At 42.3% G+C, this 17,779-nt stretch carries 17 protein-coding genes; 5 read left to right on the forward strand and 12 right to left on the reverse strand.

Annotated elements, in window-relative coordinates:
* Positions 1-152 precede the first annotated feature (152 nt).
* The 3 genes from UYC_RS0113355 to UYC_RS0113365 form a co-directional block, all read right to left on the reverse strand.
* Complete coding sequence (locus UYC_RS0113355; protein WP_392408655.1) at positions 153-1,799, reverse strand: iron uptake porin; 1,647 nt, start codon at positions 1,797-1,799, stop codon at positions 153-155.
* 22 nt (positions 1,800-1,821) lie between these two features.
* On the reverse strand, positions 1,822-2,256 hold the full coding sequence (gloA, locus tag UYC_RS0113360; protein ID WP_016879538.1) for a lactoylglutathione lyase: 435 nt from the start codon (positions 2,254-2,256) through the stop codon (positions 1,822-1,824).
* A gap of 191 nt (positions 2,257-2,447) precedes the next feature.
* Positions 2,448-3,074: a 4Fe-4S single cluster domain-containing protein gene (locus tag UYC_RS0113365; protein ID WP_016876337.1), complete on the reverse strand. Its 627-nt coding sequence runs from the start codon at positions 3,072-3,074 to the stop codon at positions 2,448-2,450.
* 613 nt (positions 3,075-3,687) lie between these two features.
* Between UYC_RS0113365 and eno the strand changes: the two genes are divergently transcribed.
* Positions 3,688-4,968: a phosphopyruvate hydratase gene (gene eno / locus UYC_RS0113370; protein WP_016876338.1), complete on the forward strand. Its 1,281-nt coding sequence runs from the start codon at positions 3,688-3,690 to the stop codon at positions 4,966-4,968.
* A gap of 98 nt (positions 4,969-5,066) precedes the next feature.
* Here the strand turns inward: eno and argC are convergent, their stop codons facing one another.
* Positions 5,067-6,125, reverse strand: a complete 1,059-nt coding sequence (argC, locus tag UYC_RS0113375) for an N-acetyl-gamma-glutamyl-phosphate reductase (RefSeq protein ID WP_016876339.1) — start codon at positions 6,123-6,125, stop codon at positions 5,067-5,069.
* Between the two features lie 662 nt (positions 6,126-6,787).
* Between argC and ribBA the strand changes: the two genes are divergently transcribed.
* Positions 6,788-8,470 carry a bifunctional 3,4-dihydroxy-2-butanone-4-phosphate synthase/GTP cyclohydrolase II gene (ribBA, locus tag UYC_RS0113380; RefSeq protein ID WP_016876340.1) on the forward strand — a complete coding sequence of 561 codons (1,683 nt, stop codon included), beginning with the start codon at positions 6,788-6,790 and terminating at the stop codon, positions 8,468-8,470.
* A 14-nt stretch (positions 8,471-8,484) separates the two neighbouring features.
* Here ribBA and UYC_RS0113385 read toward each other — a convergent pair whose 3' ends face one another.
* Entirely contained in the window at positions 8,485-9,393 is a 909-nt protein-coding gene (locus UYC_RS0113385) for a peptidoglycan recognition protein family protein (RefSeq protein WP_026087580.1), read from the reverse strand.
* Between the two features lie 190 nt (positions 9,394-9,583).
* Between UYC_RS0113385 and UYC_RS0113390 the strand changes: the two genes are divergently transcribed.
* A complete protein-coding gene (locus tag UYC_RS0113390) occupies positions 9,584-10,291 on the forward strand; it encodes a class I SAM-dependent methyltransferase (RefSeq protein ID WP_016876342.1) in 708 nt (235 codons plus the stop codon).
* Between the two features lie 4 nt (positions 10,292-10,295).
* Here the strand turns inward: UYC_RS0113390 and UYC_RS0113395 are convergent, their stop codons facing one another.
* On the reverse strand, positions 10,296-11,168 hold the full coding sequence (locus tag UYC_RS0113395) for a CPBP family intramembrane glutamic endopeptidase (RefSeq protein ID WP_016876343.1): 873 nt from the start codon (positions 11,166-11,168) through the stop codon (positions 10,296-10,298).
* A 315-nt stretch (positions 11,169-11,483) separates the two neighbouring features.
* On the reverse strand, positions 11,484-11,918 hold the full coding sequence (locus tag UYC_RS0113400; RefSeq protein WP_016876344.1) for an AbrB family transcriptional regulator: 435 nt from the start codon (positions 11,916-11,918) through the stop codon (positions 11,484-11,486).
* Between the two features lie 1,210 nt (positions 11,919-13,128).
* On the opposite strand from UYC_RS0113400, the gene UYC_RS0113405 reads away from it, so the two are divergent.
* A complete protein-coding gene (locus UYC_RS0113405; protein ID WP_026087581.1) occupies positions 13,129-14,139 on the forward strand; it encodes a succinate dehydrogenase/fumarate reductase iron-sulfur subunit in 1,011 nt (336 codons plus the stop codon).
* A gap of 81 nt (positions 14,140-14,220) precedes the next feature.
* Here UYC_RS0113405 and UYC_RS0113410 read toward each other — a convergent pair whose 3' ends face one another.
* From UYC_RS0113410 to psbX, 5 genes are all read right to left on the reverse strand, one after another.
* Positions 14,221-14,748, reverse strand: coding sequence for a TolB family protein (locus UYC_RS0113410; protein WP_016876346.1), 528 nt, complete (start codon positions 14,746-14,748; stop codon positions 14,221-14,223).
* 249 nt (positions 14,749-14,997) lie between these two features.
* Entirely contained in the window at positions 14,998-15,558 is a 561-nt protein-coding gene (locus UYC_RS0113415) for a TolB family protein (protein ID WP_016876347.1), read from the reverse strand.
* Between the two features lie 46 nt (positions 15,559-15,604).
* Positions 15,605-16,525 (reverse strand): Ycf66 family protein, encoded by a 921-nt coding sequence (locus UYC_RS0113420; protein ID WP_016876348.1) that lies wholly within the window; start codon positions 16,523-16,525, stop codon positions 15,605-15,607.
* A gap of 43 nt (positions 16,526-16,568) precedes the next feature.
* Positions 16,569-16,736 (reverse strand): hypothetical protein, encoded by a 168-nt coding sequence (locus UYC_RS37820; RefSeq protein ID WP_157171245.1) that lies wholly within the window; start codon positions 16,734-16,736, stop codon positions 16,569-16,571.
* 83 nt (positions 16,737-16,819) lie between these two features.
* On the reverse strand, positions 16,820-16,939 hold the full coding sequence (psbX, locus tag UYC_RS0113425; protein ID WP_016876349.1) for a photosystem II reaction center X protein: 120 nt from the start codon (positions 16,937-16,939) through the stop codon (positions 16,820-16,822).
* Between the two features lie 381 nt (positions 16,940-17,320).
* On the opposite strand from psbX, the gene UYC_RS0113430 reads away from it, so the two are divergent.
* The gene (locus UYC_RS0113430) at positions 17,321-17,614 is read left to right on the forward strand and encodes a YggT family protein (RefSeq protein WP_016876350.1); all 294 of its coding nucleotides are present in this window, start codon (positions 17,321-17,323) and stop codon (positions 17,612-17,614) included.
* Positions 17,615-17,779 lie beyond the last annotated feature (165 nt).

The raw sequence follows: 17,779 nt of genomic DNA on the forward strand, positions 1-17,779 counted from the left end.
AATATTTATCCAACCATTATCAGGCCGCATCTGCTTGTATCTACAGTTGCAATTTGAGATTAGGGGCTAGAGACTGGGGACTAGGGACTAGGAAATCTTTTTTTCTAGCCTCTAGCTACTAGCCCCTAAGCCCCTATCCTTCATTCCTCAATTTAAAACGAAAATACACTTCTAAGAGTGCTTTGCCAAATAGTACCTTTAGAACTATCGTTATCAGGATTTGTAACTAGTGAGAATGCGGGAGTAATACTAAGGTTGTCACTCAACTGGAGATTATAGAATGCCTCAAAATTAGTTTGGGTGGCGCTACCTAGATTATCGCTGACAAAAGGTTGACCAACAGCTATACCTGCAACAGTACCAGGAAGCATAAAGTTACGGGAACCCAAACCAATAGCCCAACTAAAGGGATGTAAATCTAAATTTTCATTTATGGCAGTGTTGAATCCATTATAACTACCAAATCCAAAGCGACCGAAGATGCCTGTATTGCGGTTTAATGCATACTCAGCATTAATACCAAAGACGTTAATATCAGTATTATTAATTAAAGCATTTGTATATTGTAATCTTAGAGCTATCTTATCGCTGGGTAAGTATTCTACTTCTACGCTTGCTTGATAGCGATCGCCAAATAAACCACCTTCTGTAGTATCGGCATTTGGTTGATTAGCATCAGCAGCAATGTAGAGCGATCGCAAAGTCACTTTACCGCCACTAGGATTCCACAAAATGGCAGCACCTGCACCACCATTACGATCAATTTGGTTTTGAACAATTAAAGGATTATTCAAAAAAAAGCTAGAACTAAAATCTATTGCCTCGTTGTTAGCATATCTATTGCGATCAATAAAATCTCGCGGCAACATCTTAGCACCAACGGTTAATGCTACATCTTGCCAAGGGCGAAAAGTATAGTACAAACGTCTGAGCTTGACAGAAGATTCAACTTCTGCATAATCAAGTCCACCACCATTGGCGATAAAACCAGCAACTCCCAAAAGGTTGCGCTGTTCTTGTTGCGCTAAACCAGTGGCATCACCACCATTGTTGCCAGATTCTAATTGGGTTACTAATAAATCTTGTTGGTTGAAGCTTGTAGAAAGGGTTAAGCGGGAACGGGAGATAACAGTTTTGTTGGCATCACTACCATCACTAAGAGCAATAATTTGTTGACCTTGCAGCTTAGTTGTGGGAGAAAATTGATTTGCATTTAGTTCAATTGTACGCCTATCTATTCTATTAAGACGCTGCTGTAAATCTTCTAAAGCCAATTTATAGTCTGTTTGCAACCGCCTTAAAACAATCGCGTCTTCTTGGATATAGCGATCGCCCTCACCATTGGTAATTAAACCTTCTACTTGTTCGAGGGTAGCCGCAAGGGCTGCTGCAAACTCATAGCGGCTGAGGGGACGGTTACCACCAAAGGTGCCATCTGGATAACCTGAGATGACACCATAACGTTCGATGAGCGATCGCAATGCCTGATAAGCCCAATCTGTCGGCTTAACATCAGACAATTCGGCAACTGAAGTTTGCTTATTTCGCAAATCAGAATCCATGTCAACATTAACAGGCTCATTGGCTGCTAATGATGACTCAAAGTAAGAATGGGGTGATAATTCAGCTTTCCAAGCACCGATCTCAGCCGCTGGGGACAGTTGCTTTTGAGGTAGCAAAGAGTTTGCTAGTGAAGCTAAACAGATTTGGCTGAAAAAACTCCAACTGGCTAGCCCCCCCGCTAATACTTTTAACACATAAATCCTTTGGCGCAGGCATTGCTTGACGCTCAAGTTGATCTCCTACAAAGTTACCTCAAAATCACTGAGTCACAAGTTTTTGTTCTGTTTCCTGTTTGACAGTAGAACCTTGAGTACCCAGTTGAATCAGTTCTACTTTATATCCATCTGGGTCTTCTACAAAGGCAATTACCGTAGAACCATGTTTCATTGGCCCTGGTTCACGCACTACCTTACCACCACGATTTTTAATTTCATCACAGGTAGCATAAATATCATCAACCCCAATGGCAATGTGACCGTAAGCATTGCCCAATTCATACTTATCCACACCCCAGTTATAAGTGAGTTCAATGACGGTATTGTCACTTTCGTCACCATAACCAATAAAAGCGAGAGTAAATTCTCCCCCTGGATAATCTTTTCGGCGCAGTAGCTTCATTCCCAGGACATCACAGTAGAACTTAAGGGACTCTTCGAGATTACCAACTCGCAGCATCGTGTGTAGTAGGCGCATAGTGGTCTCCAGATTTTGTGACTACTAATTCTTGATTTTAGATTGGGATGTGAAAAACAGAGAAAGAAAGCCTAAATGCAGGGGACTAGGGATTGGGGATTGGGAAGAAGAGGACAAGGTGACTAGGGGAGGTGGAGAAAGATTTTCCCCTTGTCTCCCCTCTCTCCCTCTCCCCCTCCTCTTCTTTGTCCCTAGTCCCCCAGTTCCAAGCGTCCTCGATAACCAGTGATAATTCGACTACCATCTTTGAAAATATGAATCTCTATCTGATCGCTGGCCCAGGTAATATTTTCTTCTAAAGCTGGATTGAAAACATGAACCCTTTGATTGCTAGAGGAGACAGGAGAATCAGGAGAGTTCAATGCTAGCGATTCGACATAAGGGCCATCAATCAGAATATCTAACTGATCTAACAAGTCTAGAGCGCCAGCTGGGGCATAATCGGATTGTAACTGCTCTAAAGTAAAACCACTAAATGACATCACATTCAGTCCAGCAGCTTTGACTTTGCGAGCTAGAGTTGCCAGTGCCGGAGCTTGCCAGAATGGTTCACCACCAGAAAAAGTTACCCCTTGATTGCGAGGATTGCTAAGAATTTTTTCGGCAAGATTGTCAACAGATACTAGCTGATTAATCTCAAATGACCAAGATTCTTCATTAAAGCAGCCTGGACACTCTCGCAGGCACCCCTGTACCCAAACCACAGCACGACATCCAGGGCCATTCACTTCAGATTCATCAACATAACCCATAATATTGAGATAGCCAGGGGGAACTTGCATCAGTTTCATGTAGGAATCGGTTTTGTTTTGAGTCATAGTTTTTTTCTCTACAGGGCATGGATTATTAACAGGGAACAGGGAACGGAGAGAACTCTGTAGACGCTTCTGCGGCTTCGGTGCAGGGTGCGGAGGTTCCCTCCGAACTTCTGATCAAAGGAACAGGAAAGAGATTTTCCCGTGATTGTCTGTCTAGTTGAAATTTATTGGGGTATGCTCAAAGCAACTTATGGTTGACAGATAGCTAGCTTCTAGGCTAAGTGCAAAAAATGAGGAATTTGTGAAGAATTAGCATCCATAGCAGGAGGGGATTGCTTTAATTTATCGGTGGGCATCAGCGTTGATCTGTGGTTTCCTAGACAAAAATTAGGGACTAGGGACTAGGGACAAAGAAGAGGAGGGGGAGAGGAGCCAGCGCCGTGGGCGGGTTCCCCGACTTGGGGCGACTGGCGTGGGGAGACAAGGGGAGAATCTTTCTCCGGATCCCCGTGTCACCTTGTCCCCTTGTCCTCTTCCCAATCCCCAGAGCAAAAATCTTCGTTAATCTCTGCCTATACTGTCCCCTCGAAAGCCTATGCTAGATTGTCGGATCTGCAACTGCAATGTTTGTGTTCAGCAGTGAGAACGCACTCATAAAAAGGACAAAAGACTGATGATTGATACAGCCATTGAAGCAATTGTTGCCCGTGAAATTCTCGATTCGCGTGGCAGACCAACCATAGAAGCAGAAGTGCATGTGTTAAACGGTGCTGTAGGACTGGCACAAGTTCCTAGTGGTGCGTCTACTGGCACTTTTGAGGCACACGAATTGCGGGATAATGATAAAGGTCGTTATGGTGGGAAGGGCGTACTCAAAGCGGTACAAAATGTTAAAGAGGTACTTGCTCCAAAGTTGTTACAAATGGATGCCCTCAACCAAGAACTCCTAGACCGTACAATGATTGCCCTAGACGGTTCTGCGAACAAATCGAATCTGGGCGCTAATGCAATTTTGGCAGTTTCTCTGGCTGCGGCTAAAGCTGGTGCCGAATCTTTGGATATTCCCCTATATCGCTATTTAGGTGGGCCTTTAGCTAATTTGCTGCCCGTGCCATTAATGAACGTGATTAATGGCGGTGCTCACGCAGCCAACAATGTAGATTTCCAGGAGTTTATGATTGTCCCCATTGGGGCGTCTTCCTTCCGAGAAGCATTGCGTTGGGGTGCCGAGGTTTTTGCTACCCTCAGCAAAGTATTGGATGAGAAGGGTTTACTCACTGGTGTGGGGGATGAAGGCGGTTTTGCCCCTAATTTAGAGTCAAATCAGGTAGCTTTAGAATTGCTAGTTGCTGCGATTGAAAAAGCTGGATACAAGCCTGGAGAGCAAGTGGCTTTGGCTTTGGATGTCGCTGCTAGTGAGTTTTACAAAGATGGGCAGTATGTTTACGATGGTAAACCCCACTCTCCAGCTGAGTTTATTGATTATCTTGCCCAACTGGTGGATCGATATCCGATTGTTTCTATAGAAGACGGCTTGCACGAGGAAGACTGGCAAAGTTGGCAGTCACTAACTCAGAAGTTGGGTTCCCGCGTGCAGTTGGTGGGAGATGATTTGTTTGTAACTAATGCTACTCGCTTGCAAAAAGGGATTGAGTTGCAGGCAGGTAACGCTATTTTGATTAAACTTAATCAAATTGGTTCTTTGACCGAAACTTTGGAAACAATCGATCTCGCTACTCGCAATGGTTTCCGTTCTGTGATTAGCCACCGTTCTGGTGAAACAGAAGACACTACCATTGCCGATCTTGCAGTAGCAACTCGCGCCGGACAAATCAAAACCGGCTCCCTCTGCCGCAGCGAACGGGTAGCAAAATACAACCGCTTGCTACGAATTGAACATGAGTTAGGCGATCGCGCTATTTATGCTGGCGCTGTCGGATTGGGGCCTAAATAGGGATTAGGGACTGGGGACTAGGGACAGAATCAATTCAAAAGTCAAAATTTTGCTCGGTTGCATTTTTAATTTTCTAGCCTCTAGCCCCTAGCCCCTTATTATGGATAAAATCCTAACTTTGGCAACCCCACAGTCTCGTCCCAACCCATCATGATGTTCATACACTGAATTGCCTGACCCGCTTGTCCTTTAATTAAGTTGTCAATTGCTGACATCACAATTATCCTACCTGTACGCGGGTCAACTTCTATACCTATATAACAAAGGTTACTACCACAAGCCCATTTAGTTTGAGGGTAAATCCCAGGCTCGCAAATTCTTACCCACGGAGAGTTGCGGTAAAAGGCTCTGTAAATAGTTATTAAATCATCTCTTACTAAACCAGGATCTCTTAAGGTGGCATACACTGTTGCTAAAATGCCACGTACCATTGGGATCAGGTGAGGAGTAAATTGTACGGTTACTTCATGACCTGCTAATTCACTACAAATCTGTTCTATTTCCGGTGTATGGCGGTGACGTACCACACCGTAAGCTGCTAGTGAATTGTCTGCTTCAGCCAGTAACATATTGATTTTAGCTTCCCGTCCGCCACCCGATGTGCCAGACTTGGCATCAATAATGGCAGTTTCAGGGATGATTAGCCCTTGTTTGAGGAGTGGAGAAAGTGCAAGAAGACTGGCGGTAGGATAGCAGCCAGGACAGCCAATTAACTCAGCTTCGGCAATGCGATCACGAAACATTTCTGGTAGTCCATAAACTGCTGTGGCAGCAATGGCACTATCTTGACGCTCTTTACCATACCAAGCTGTGTAAGTTGCGAGGTTGCTAAAACGATAGTCAGCACTTAAATCGAGTACCTTACATCCTTTTTCCAGCAATTTCGGAGCAATTTGGCAAGCCAAACCATTGGGTACAGAAAGAAAAACTATTTCACAACGGTGAGCGATAAGTTCTGGATCTACCGCTTCTACCGACAGGTTCACTGTATGAGCTAGATGCGGATAAATATACGCAAATGGCTTACCAGCGCTACTATCACCACCTAAATACACCAGCTCTACTTCTGGATGATCCATCAGTAGACGCACCAACTGTACTCCGCCATAGCCTGACGCGCCAACAATCCCAACTGGTACGCGTCTAAAATTGCCCATGATAATGAAATCCTTATCCGCTTTATGGTTAATTTGTTTTTAGGTATTAACAATCTGCAAACAGCTAAAAGCTATTAGCTTTTAGCATATGACGGTTGAAGGTTTAATGCTAACCGTTCACGCTCAGATTATAAAAGTTGTGTTGCACTTGAATACTAAAACACAATTTTAGCGATAGAACTTTTTGCTGCATCATTTCAACCAACCCACAAGTAGGAAAAACTTTAGTCGTCTTCTTTGGAGTCCATAACTCCTAAACTCTGGTATGGTATCGTAGTACCATATAGGCGTTCATTTACCCTAAGTGGTAAAAAAAATCAAGTAGTGTAACAGTGACAAAAGCTAACATAGAGTTGGAACAATAGGGTAGAGTAGTCTGAACTCAAGGTTTGGCAAAAACCCCAAAATTAAAAAAAGTTTTTGAGCGAACTTGCATTTGCCTTTGTAATCCTTGCCCACAAAAATCAAAAATTACCAAGCTAGATGGTTATGTAATAAATCACACAATGAGGGCATGAAAATCTTTTTTCTCTAGCCTAAGCAACTCTATTTGTAGGTCAGAGCTAACAAATCATTACTTCTGTCGTTTTCAAGCCTTATAAAGAAGGTACAATCTAAACAAGGTTTTTGTAAAAAAAATTTACGTTTGGTGGCTAAAATCTGTGTCTGAGTCCAAGACTAATTCAACTCAAGCCTTTAAATTTGATTCGATTGATACAGCTCTTGCAGATTTGAAAGCTGGTCGTATCATTGTGGTGGTAGATGACGAAAATCGAGAGAATGAAGGCGACTTAATTTGTGCAGCTCAATTTGCTACCCCGGACACAATTAATTTTATGGCGGTAGAAGCACGAGGGTTGATTTGTTTGGCAATGACGGGCGAACGCTTGGATGAATTAGATTTGCCTTTGATGGTAAGTAACATTACTGATACAAACCAAACAGCTTTTACCGTTAGTATTGATGCTGGGCCTCATTTGGGAGTAACCACAGGGATCTCAGCAGAAGATAGAGCTCGCACGATTCAAGTTGCTATTAACCCTAGCACAAAAGCCTCAGATTTACGTCGTCCCGGTCATATTTTCCCAATTCGCGCTAAGGAGGGAGGAGTACTGAAACGGGCTGGACATACAGAAGCTGCTGTCGATTTAGCCCGACTCGCCGGATTATATCCTGCTGGGGTAATTTGCGAAATTCAAAATCCCGACGGTTCGATGGCACGGTTAGCTCAGTTAATAGAGTATGCTAAACATCACAACCTGAAAATTATTAGCATCGCTGATTTAATTAGCTACCGCCTCCGGCACGATCGCATCGTGATCCGCGAAACAGTTGCCGATATGCCCACGCAATTCGGTCTTTTTAAAATTTACGCTTATCGCCACACACTTGATGGTTCCGAACACGTTGCGATTGTCAAAGGCGAACCTTCCCAATTCGGAGATCAGCCAGTGATGGTAAGGATGCACTCTGAATGTTTAACTGGGGATGCGTTGGGTTCTTTGCGCTGCGATTGTCGGATGCAGTTGCAAGCAGCTTTGAAAATGATTGAAAATGCCGGTCAAGGTGTTGTAGTCTATCTGCGTCAAGAAGGACGAGGAATTGGGCTGATTAATAAGTTGAAAGCCTATTCTTTGCAGGATATGGGATTGGATACGGTAGAGGCAAACGAACGCTTGGGCTTCCCTGCCGATTTACGAGACTACGGTATGGGAGCACAAATCCTCATGGATTTAGGCGTGCATAAAATTCGCTTGATTACCAACAATCCTCGAAAAATTGCAGGTGTTAAAGGTTACAACATGGAAGTGGTAGATCGCGTGCCACTGTTAATTGAATCAAATAACTACAATTCCAACTATTTGGCGACAAAAGCCCAAAAGTTGGGTCATATGTTGTTGCAGACTTACCTAGTAACAGTAGCGATTCACTGGCAAGACGATCCGCAAGCTGTCACCGAACGTTACGAACGCTTAGAGAAATTGCGCCATTTGGCAAAAAGCCACGATTTGTTGTTACAGGAAGAAGCACGTCCTCTAGCGATCGCCTTATTTGATAAACCATCCTTAACGGTACACTTAGGATTTGACCAAGCACGCTTGGCAGCTCCTGATTGGTATACACAAAAAAGCCATCCTTACGTGCAGGCGATCGGGCAAATTCTCGATTACCTAGTCACTCTGCCTTATATTCAAAAGCTAGAATTTCTCATTTCTCCTGGTGTCGATCCTTTGAGCAATTTGCAAGTGCAATTGGATCGGCAGACTTTTCCTCCAGGTACCCTGCCTTCATCTATTTGTTGCGAGCAATTAGAAACGCAGAAAATTTATAGCTTTAGTCGATAGTTATTGCCAGATTTTTATGAAATTGGCTGACGAAAGGAATGAAGCAACCTAAAGAATTTGTCAAAATCAAAACTCCTGGGGTCATTTTTTTGACCCGATCTATCAACTGCTTTATGTGTAGTAATTCGCTCATCTGGAACGCTGCTTTGAGCAATTAACCAAGCAAGAGAATAATATTGAGCATCAGTATAACCAATATGAGTTGGTTGTTCATTCCGACCTTCGGGTGGTGTTTCTAAAGACACGTGATAAGCAAAGTTATTTACAGATGGTGCCAAATTAGAATTAGTTTGCACTGTCTCTGAGCCATTTGGCCCATCAAAAACTGAGTTAGCTGCACCAAAAGCTCGCTTTTCTGGCGGTACTATATAAACAATCGTTCCGTCTAGCTTGACTAAGGCGTGGTAACTGACTTGCCTACTGTCATCCTCATGAGGGGCTTGAAAGGTATTAATCGCGCTGGATGCAGAACCGCTTGTTTCATGAAGTACTATAATTGCTTGATTATTGACAGATACACCATTAATATCTGTACTATAACGATCTCCATAGTTGTTTGGGTGCGCCAAGGCAATTTCGTATCCCGGTCTATACTCTTTAAAAGCTTGAGTAGTTTGGAAAGAGTATTGAGGGATACTTGTAGACTTGCCCCCTTGGCTGTTTGTTGATTCGAGTTGCACCTTAGGTTTTGGACTGGGTGTAATCTTGACTGAGGATTTGGAAAAAGATTGAAGTTTTTCTTTCTGTTCGGTGGATTGCTGAGGGACATTAACTGGACTCCAAGCAGCAGATTCTGAGCTTAGATCTGATGTAATTTGCTTATTTGTTTGTAGTTGTACTCTTCCACCAATCAGAATAATAACAGTGGTAATGAGCATAAGAGAAATTAATAGCAATCTTTTTATCCAGATGCTAAAACTCATATATTCAAAAATTATAATTTTGTTTAAATTTATACTAGTATTTTAGTTTTTAGTATAAAACTAGATAATCATACAACCAAGTACAGTACCAAAAATTCCACTAGCTATTACTCTTTCTAAAGAACGATTCAAGCTCCATAACCTAAAATTGTTAAGCTATCTATCAAATTCACACAGAGATGGCTCTAACATGAACTCCTTTCCTGCCTGGTACTTCGATGAATCTAAAATGGCTGGCATCGATTTTGAGGATATAGCCCAAGTTGAAGCCTTTGACTGCAAGCAAACATCCAGTACCCCAGAGAAAGAACAGGCTTTAGTGAAGCGATTGGGAATTTCTTCAGGGCATACCGCTATCGATTTAGGAGCAGGCACAGGTACTTTTGCAATCCAGGCTTCACTACAAGGGGCATCTGTACACGCTATTGATATTTCTCAAAGTATGCTGGCTTATGCTCAACAAAAAGCTCGAAAAATGGGCGTTACCACCATCAATTTTCACCGAGCTGGTTTCCTAACCTATGAACATAATGACAATCTGGCTGATTTTGTGATTACAAAAGCTGCGCTGCATATTCTGCCAGACTTCTGGAAAATGGTTGCTTTGCTACGAATAGCTTCAATGCTGAAACCTAAGGGCATTCTGTACTTACGCGATGTTATCTTCTCATTCCCAATTAGTGAGTACGAAAGCTCCATTGAGAACTGGATTGAGCATTCATCAATGCCTGAAGGTGAAGGCTGGACAGTTAAAGACTACCAGATGCACGTGCGAGAGGAACACAGTACCTTTGCGTGGATTATTGAAGCTATGCTAAGGCGGGCTGGATTTGAAATCACAGAAGCAAACTACCTGACGCCCACAACCGCTGAGTATATATGCATTAAGACAGCCTAGTGTGCTATGGCGTAGGGCTATGCAAGATATGATCGCCCAACAGGATAATGACTCCAGTCAGCACTAAACACGCAATTCCAGCTACACCAGCCAAAGGTTTTTTATTCTTACCTGTTACCCATTCCGAAGCTTGATCGGTATACTCAATCAGTTGTGCCGTGTCTAAGGTGGCGATCGCCCAAACCCATCCCGCGTGCAATCCCCAAGCCAAGCCCAACTTCCCACCGTCAGCAAACCTTGCTAGTACTAGTACCATTCCCATCAGCCACAATCCAGGTAGTTGGGGTATGGTTTCTCGTTGTTCCCATACTAAATGCAAGACAGCAAATATAAAACTAGAAATAACTGCTGCTCCCCAAATTTGGTAATCCTGCTCTAATTGCGTGAACAAAAAACCCCGAAAAACTAACTCTTCTACACCACCTACAAATAGAGCTATCAAAAAAATAGGTGAGGTAATAGATAATATTTGCTTGATATTAAACTCTTGAAATTTACACCAACCCAGCCACAATTGCCAAGAAAATACAAAAGCTAGGCTCAGTACTCCTAAACTAAAACCCAGAGCTACAGAACCTAGCATTGAAATTTCAGCAATAACGCCGTAATCTAACAAAGATGTATCGGTAAGCCAACTCACTGCCCAAACAATGAATGGTGCTAGTAAGTAGAGCGATACGAGTAAAGGCAGCTTTTGGTGTGGAGGTAAAGGTTGGTGGGGTTGCCAGTTGAGGGCGATCGCCAATAATGCTGCCACTGGTAACCAACACCCTACCCAAATCGTGAAAAAAGCTATGACTACAATCAATCCTGGCACATTTTCCAGAAATGATTGTAAGGAATTGAGTGAAAACTCAAATAACGTTATCAAAATCATCAAAAACACGACAGACTTCTTGCAATTATAATTTTTTGCTTGCAAAGAGAAAAGTTTTCTCTTTTGTCTGAGCAAATTTTAATTTCATTGGGTGTAGCGATGCGATCGCTTATTCAACACTCCAACTCAGCTACTTTTGCTCTACTCTTTTCTATTTTTGAGAACAAGCCTCTACCAAAATAGGTATTTTCTGCAAGAGGTCTAATCGTATTTCTCAGATTGAATAAATTTTCAGACTGCAGTAGCCAATTCCACTGGCTTTGGGGATAAGTTTTCCAGTATCCACTTTCAACTTATCCTGATCATCAGAAAAATTTACTCATCTTCTTCGATGTCTTCCTCATCTTCTTCGATGTCTAAGTCTTCCTGAGTTCCCTTTTTATCGGTGTCAACTTGAATTAAGTGAATATGTTTGTATCCCAGCTTAATTTCAAATTCATCACCGGGCTGTAAACCCATTGCTTTGGTGTAAGTTGCACCAATTACAATCTGACCATTTTGATGAACACTAACCCGATAGGTAGGTTCGCGCCCGCGGCCATCTTTGGGTGCTTCTGGGCTTAAGGGAATTCCTCTCGCCGATAACAAAGCATCATAAAAATCGGTTAAATTGACACGAACCTGATTGTTTTTTGTAACTGTATAATAGCCACACTGTTTTGCTCTTTCTCTTCGTGGTAAATTGGAAAGCTCTTTGACTTTAGCAAGCAGTGCTTTGCCGGTTAATGGTGCGGTTGCAGTTTCAGTCATTACGCTCAAAATATCCTTAATCTCTCCAAACTATTCAAAGATGACGTCTCTTGCCAATATTTGGCTGTTCGAGATTTGTACAATGGTAATGTTAACCCTTATAAAGGGTAAATTCCCGTTTATCACAGACCATCAACCTCTTTTATGGTTGCCCATTATTTATAAGAGATTGTGGTTGCACAGGCATTAAATTTGCTGATTTTACGGCACTTTTAACCATCATTTGCCATTGAAAACGAAATACTTTTCTTTTTTGGCATTACTGTGACGGTGTAATTTTAAGCCAACTTTACAAAGGAGCTAAGTCCCACTACTACTATTTAGCCGTAGAACCAGAAATAGCAGGCTTGTGACTTTTGGTGCTTGCCTTTATTGCCCTTGAATCACAAGGTTTTCCATATGCACACTCTCAGCTTATAACAGCATAGTATTTGCATAAGGTTGACAGATATACACCTTTTTTATCCTGCTAATTGAGACAACTTTTTTTGCGTCTCTAGACTACGAAGAAACAAAGCTGCATTAGCCGCTCTGATACGGCTATTTGTACTGGTTTTGTTACCTCGTAATTATTATATTAAATACTAACATGCAATAATAATAGCAAAATTATTGTTTAAGTTTGAATTAATTTTACTGCTATACTTTAATATCTTAATAACTGGCCTTAGGAAGACAAAAAGCGGTGAGGATTTTCCTCCCGCTTTATTACCGTTGTAAGTATTGTGGCTTAGATTTTATAAAAATTCATGTAAATTAGACGAGCAGTTTTGGCAATCTGAGTTACATTATCAAGCTTGTTGATTGAGAAGAGGCAAAAAAACTATCGTAGTATTCTGCCCTTTATTCATTAGCCAAGATGTTGATCAAAAGCTTCAACAATTCTACATAACCAAAAAATGGTACTTTGCAACCTATTAATACATTTTTCCTATAGCGGGTTTACTTTTGTTAGCATCAACATACAGTTATATCCTTAGGCAACTGGTGTGGATGTTGACAAAACTGTCGTAAACCCCATTTAGAGGTTATACAACTAGATTTTTTATGCAGATCCTCAAACAAGAATCAGTAGCCCTGAAACGATCAGTATATTAACAGCTAGCTTGGAATTATGGGCGGCAACGGCATAGCTGATAGGGTGAGGAAGTAGCTTGTAGAAATAAATTTTGATCCAGATGTAGTGGTTTCAAGACATAGGTTTATGGTAATGGAAGTACTTTTTAAGGTTATTCGACAACAAAAAAATTCTTCTCCTGTCGTACAAACTTACCTTTTACAGGTGGAACCGGGCAATACAATCTTAGATTGCCTGAATCGGATTAAATGGGAACAAGATGGAACTTTAGCGTTTCGTAAAAATTGCCGTAATACGATTTGTGGTAGCTGTGCCATGCGAATCAACGGGCGTTCAGCTTTAGCTTGTAAGGAAAATGTTGGCAGTGAAATTGCCAGATTACAACAGCTAGCACTACTAAAAAATAGCGCAAATAACATTCCAGAAATCACAATTGCTCCACTTGGCAATATGCCTGTGATTAAAGATTTAGTAGTGGATATGAGCAATTTTTGGAACAATCTAGAGGCGATCGCTCCTTATGTGAGTAGTGCTGCTAGGCAAGTACCAGAAAGAGAATTTTTACAAACACCACAACAGCGATCGCGTCTGGATCAAACCGGTAATTGTATTATGTGTGGAGCTTGCTTTTCTGAGTGTAATGCCTTTGAAGTCAATCCTGATTTTGTTGGCCCCCATGCTTTAGCCAAAGCTTACCGGATGGTGGAAGACTCCCGCGATAGCGAAACAGAAACTCGTTTAGAAAAATACAACGAAGGAACAAAAGGAGTTTGGGGTTGTACCCGTTGCTTATACTGCAACTCCGTTTGTCCAATGGATGTAGCTCCACTCGATCAAATCACCAAAATTAAACAAGAAATTCTTGATCGCAAACAAAAAAGCGACAGCCGTTCCATTCGCCATCGCAAAGTCTTAATCGAGCTAGTCAAAGAAGGTGGCTGGATTGATGAGAGGCAATTTGGTTTACAAGTGGTTGGTAACTACTTTAAAGATTTAAGAGGATTGCTTGGTATTGTACCCCTTGGTTTGCGAATGGTTGCTAGGGGCAAATTTCCTCTATCATTTGAACCTTCAGAAGGTGCAGGACAAGTGCGATCGCTAATCGAAGCAGTGCAGAAAGAGGAAGTAGGGATTAGGGATTAGGGACTAGGGACTAGGGGATAGGAAATCTTTAATTTCTAGCCTCTAGCCTCTAGCCTCTAGCCTCTACCTCTAGCCCCTATCTCACCGCGGATCTTGAGGTATGTTCAATGGCTGCCCTGAACTGTTATAGACTAAAATATCCCATTGCCCATTGTTACTGTACTCAAAAGCAATTCTGCTGCCATCAGCGCTGATGGTGGGATTGCGAACTTCTGCTTGTAGGTTGGCAGTTAAATTGCGTGATTGCCTTGTTTCTCGGTCGTACAAGAAAATAGCTGTTCTTCCTTGACGAGAAGCAGCAAAAACAATATAGCGACCATTATCTGAAATACTGGGATGAGAGGCGATCGCATCAAAGGAATTTAAGCCAGGTAAATCAATTAAACTGCGAGTCACCATATCAAACATATAGACATCTTGGCTGCCTCGTCGATCGGAAGCAAAAACAATAAATCTTCCAGAAACTTGCGGCGTTAATTCTGAAGCAGTACTATTAAGACTTCTTCCTCCGGGATCAAAAGGGTAACTCAAAAGACGGGGATAGCCACCACAGCCATTTAATATAGTTGTTAGAGTAAGTATAGGTAGAAAAATATAGGGTTTAGTCATTGGTCATTGGTCATTTGTTTAGTAGGGGAGGCAGCGCGCCCTTGGAGGTTCCCCGAAGGCGGAGCGTCTCCGGCTCCGCTCCGTTATAGCGACTGCCGTGCGGGTTTATATAATGATTTCATTATCTTAGAGAGATTACTGTTAAAACCCGCCCGTACAGTGGTTAGTAGTTAGTGGTTAGTAGTTCTCTCCTCATCTTCCCAGTCCCCCTGCTCCCCTGCTCCCCTTGCCCCCCTCTCCCCCTCCTCCTCAAGGCGGTGGAGTTATAGTTGCACCATTAGGAATATCTAACTCAATATTGGGGCCTCGGTCTAGTACTTCAATATCCCACTGACCGCGGCTAGCGCTTTCAAAGACTACATAGCGCCCATTGGGGCTGATATTAGGATTTCTAATCCAACCGCGGTAGATGGGAGTGAGGATTTGCGAATTTTGTGTAGCGCGATCGTAAAGCGCTACCACTGGTCTACCTTGGTCACTAGTAATATAAGCAATATAACGTCCGTTGTAGCTAAGGCTTGGACTTTCGGCAATTGTCTCAGGACGATTTAAACGGGGCGTACGCACAAAAGTTTGCTGCTGCAAATCGTAAAGCAGTATCTGGTGAGAACCATTTCGATTAGATACAAATGCCACAAAGCGCCCATTTCCACTCAAAGTCGGCTGTGCTTCAGTGTAGCGACTGTTAACAGAAGTGGGGCCAATAGGAATATTCTCGGAACTACAAGATATAAGCAAACTTGCCAATCCAAAAATGAGACTCCAATGAATTTGTCTTTGGAGCCAAAATCTAGGTGTAATTTTTTTCACCTCACCTGTTTTCCGTTACCTTTTTGCAACCTCCACCTTAGTTTATTTAAACATCATCAAAATTTACCGAATTATCTGGCTCTTCTTCTGAACTTTTTACTGGTTTGTATTCTACATAGTCAGTAGGTATGACATCGTCATCAACTCGCTCTGGTCGAGATTCTGGACTGCTCGATGGACGACGTCTTCTCGGTGGTCTTGATGTAGTATCAGCTACATCATCACTGCGACTTTCTGGACGGAAAGAACCGTTGTTACTACGCCGAGGAGGTTTTCTTTCTTCGCTCGTTGGGCTATCCCAATCATCAACTTTTCTGCTGGAAGTACCCCAATCATCTTCAACTCTCTCAGGAGTGCGCTTTGTAGGACGCGTAGTACCACGTCTGCGCTGTCTATCTGTCAATTCTGGTCTTTCACTTACATTGCGGCGCTCTGGGCGACGGGGAGATTCTTCTTCATATAAATCTTCGCGAGAAGAACGGTTTTCTCTGCTACCTGGAATGCGCGGACGGGGCCGTTCCTCCTCATATTCGTCATCATAAGGTAGTGGATCGTATTCATAGTCCACCTGAGCCTTATAGGGAGATCTTTTTTCATATTTATAGCGATTGCTAACCTCTCGCTCATCGTCCACAATTGGTGTATTGCGCTTGGCTTGCTGAGTCGCAATTCCCCGCAGGCGAATACTTTCGACAGCAAAAAATACTGTTGAGCCAACTAAAAGCAACTGACCAAATTGTAGAATTGGGTCTAGACGCCAGCCTTGGAAAATAAGAATAAAGCCGCATAGCAAGCCGACAGCAGCAAAAAATATATCCTGATCTCGTGATAGTTCTGGACGTACAGTGCGGAGAAAATAAAGTGCTGCTCCAGCCACAGCTAGGAAAATTCCTAAAATACTGGCTGAGTTCGCTCCAAAATTTACTTGAGCCAGAACACTCGCTGAGTTCAGCCAAAAAGTTATCATTGTTCTTTTCCCAATATCAAATCTATTGTTATCCGGTCAGAATTTAAATCTCTACTCTAACAAGACATAAATATATTGTAGAGACGCGAAACTCATAGTAGCGCCGTAGCAGAGTTTGTATCCGCCCGTGCGACTGCGATCGCGTCTCTACATTATCACCCAAAGTTAAAAAGCCATTATCTGCCAGTTTGGTTTGATTTACCTTCAGCACAGATAAATTGCAAAATGTCAGCAATTAAGCAATTGACTGACTCACAAGTAGTTTTGAGAGTCAAATTGACTCCCACTAGATAATTAAGAACGCTGAATTTTATCTCTTTGGCTAATCAAAATCAATCCCACAGTAGCAGGGATAACGACAATTACAGTACCCCAAACAAGGCTCCAAAGAAAATTTGCTAAAGAAGGCGTCATAGTTTTCAACCTTTTTTTACAGTCTTCATCTTAATTTTAATGGTCTATCACACCGTTCGAGCACAACCATACGCATCTGTACTAGTTGTTGACTCATGATGATGTGTTAGAGTCAAACCGCAATTCTGCTATTAGCATTGAACTGATTTTACTACGGGGAATTGATTCTCCAATGAGCTTTTGGTCTCCAATTTGTGGTCACTAAACTTACTTGCTACCTTGACTCATCATATAATTGACAGCCCTTGCACCTAAGTTCTTTCATCTTTACGAGCAGGGGACAACATTTAGTTAAAATAGTATTGGAATAGCTTTACAAAGCTTAAAGATTTTCGGCTTTCCCCCTGGTTTTTCTTCACAAAGAGTGAGAAGCAACAGACAATGACTGGCGTTAACCTTACTGCTTGGATTCTCGGTCTCAGCTTGGGACTGATGACACTTTTGTTTATTTTCCGCATAGTTCTAACTTGGTATCCCCAAGCCGATTTAAATCGTTTTCCTTTGAATTTAGTCGCTTGGCCAACAGAACCATTTTTAGTACCAATGCGAAAGTTGATACCACCTCTAGGGGGAGTAGACATTACACCCATTATTTGGGTTGGCATCTTCAGTTTAGTGAGAGAAATTCTCCTTGGGCAGCAAGGGCTATTGACTATGATGTCTAGGGTAAATTAGGGATGGGTTAGTGGTTAGTCAATAGTCATTGGTCATTAGTCATTAGTAGGGGCGAGTTTTGTTGATTATATGAACCGTTAAAAATGACAATTTATCTTTTAAACCCACCCGTACAGTCGTTAGTAGTTCTCCCCATCCCCTCTGCCGCTGAAGCTCCTCTGCCCC

It is taken from the genome of Chlorogloeopsis fritschii PCC 6912 (assembly GCF_000317285.1).
Classification (GTDB): domain Bacteria; phylum Cyanobacteriota; class Cyanobacteriia; order Cyanobacteriales; family Nostocaceae; genus Chlorogloeopsis; species Chlorogloeopsis fritschii.

Coding starts and splice junctions, on each gene's coding strand:
- UYC_RS0113430 (WP_016876350.1), top strand. CDS start 17,321: ATGACTGGCGTTAACCTTACTGCTTGGATTCTCGGTCTCAGCTTGGGA.
- UYC_RS0113385 (WP_026087580.1), bottom strand. CDS start 9,393: ATGAGTTTTAGCATCTGGATAAAAAGATTGCTATTAATTTCTCTTATG.
- UYC_RS0113420 (WP_016876348.1), bottom strand. CDS start 16,525: ATGATAACTTTTTGGCTGAACTCAGCGAGTGTTCTGGCTCAAGTAAAT.
- psbX (WP_016876349.1), bottom strand. CDS start 16,939: ATGACGCCTTCTTTAGCAAATTTTCTTTGGAGCCTTGTTTGGGGTACT.
- gloA (WP_016879538.1), bottom strand. CDS start 2,256: ATGCGCCTACTACACACGATGCTGCGAGTTGGTAATCTCGAAGAGTCC.
- UYC_RS0113405 (WP_026087581.1), top strand. CDS start 13,129: ATGGAAGTACTTTTTAAGGTTATTCGACAACAAAAAAATTCTTCTCCT.
- eno (WP_016876338.1), top strand. CDS start 3,688: ATGATTGATACAGCCATTGAAGCAATTGTTGCCCGTGAAATTCTCGAT.
- argC (WP_016876339.1), bottom strand. CDS start 6,125: ATGGGCAATTTTAGACGCGTACCAGTTGGGATTGTTGGCGCGTCAGGC.
- UYC_RS0113365 (WP_016876337.1), bottom strand. CDS start 3,074: ATGACTCAAAACAAAACCGATTCCTACATGAAACTGATGCAAGTTCCC.
- UYC_RS0113410 (WP_016876346.1), bottom strand. CDS start 14,748: ATGACTAAACCCTATATTTTTCTACCTATACTTACTCTAACAACTATA.
- UYC_RS0113395 (WP_016876343.1), bottom strand. CDS start 11,168: ATGATTTTGATAACGTTATTTGAGTTTTCACTCAATTCCTTACAATCA.
- UYC_RS0113390 (WP_016876342.1), top strand. CDS start 9,584: ATGAACTCCTTTCCTGCCTGGTACTTCGATGAATCTAAAATGGCTGGC.
- UYC_RS0113400 (WP_016876344.1), bottom strand. CDS start 11,918: ATGACTGAAACTGCAACCGCACCATTAACCGGCAAAGCACTGCTTGCT.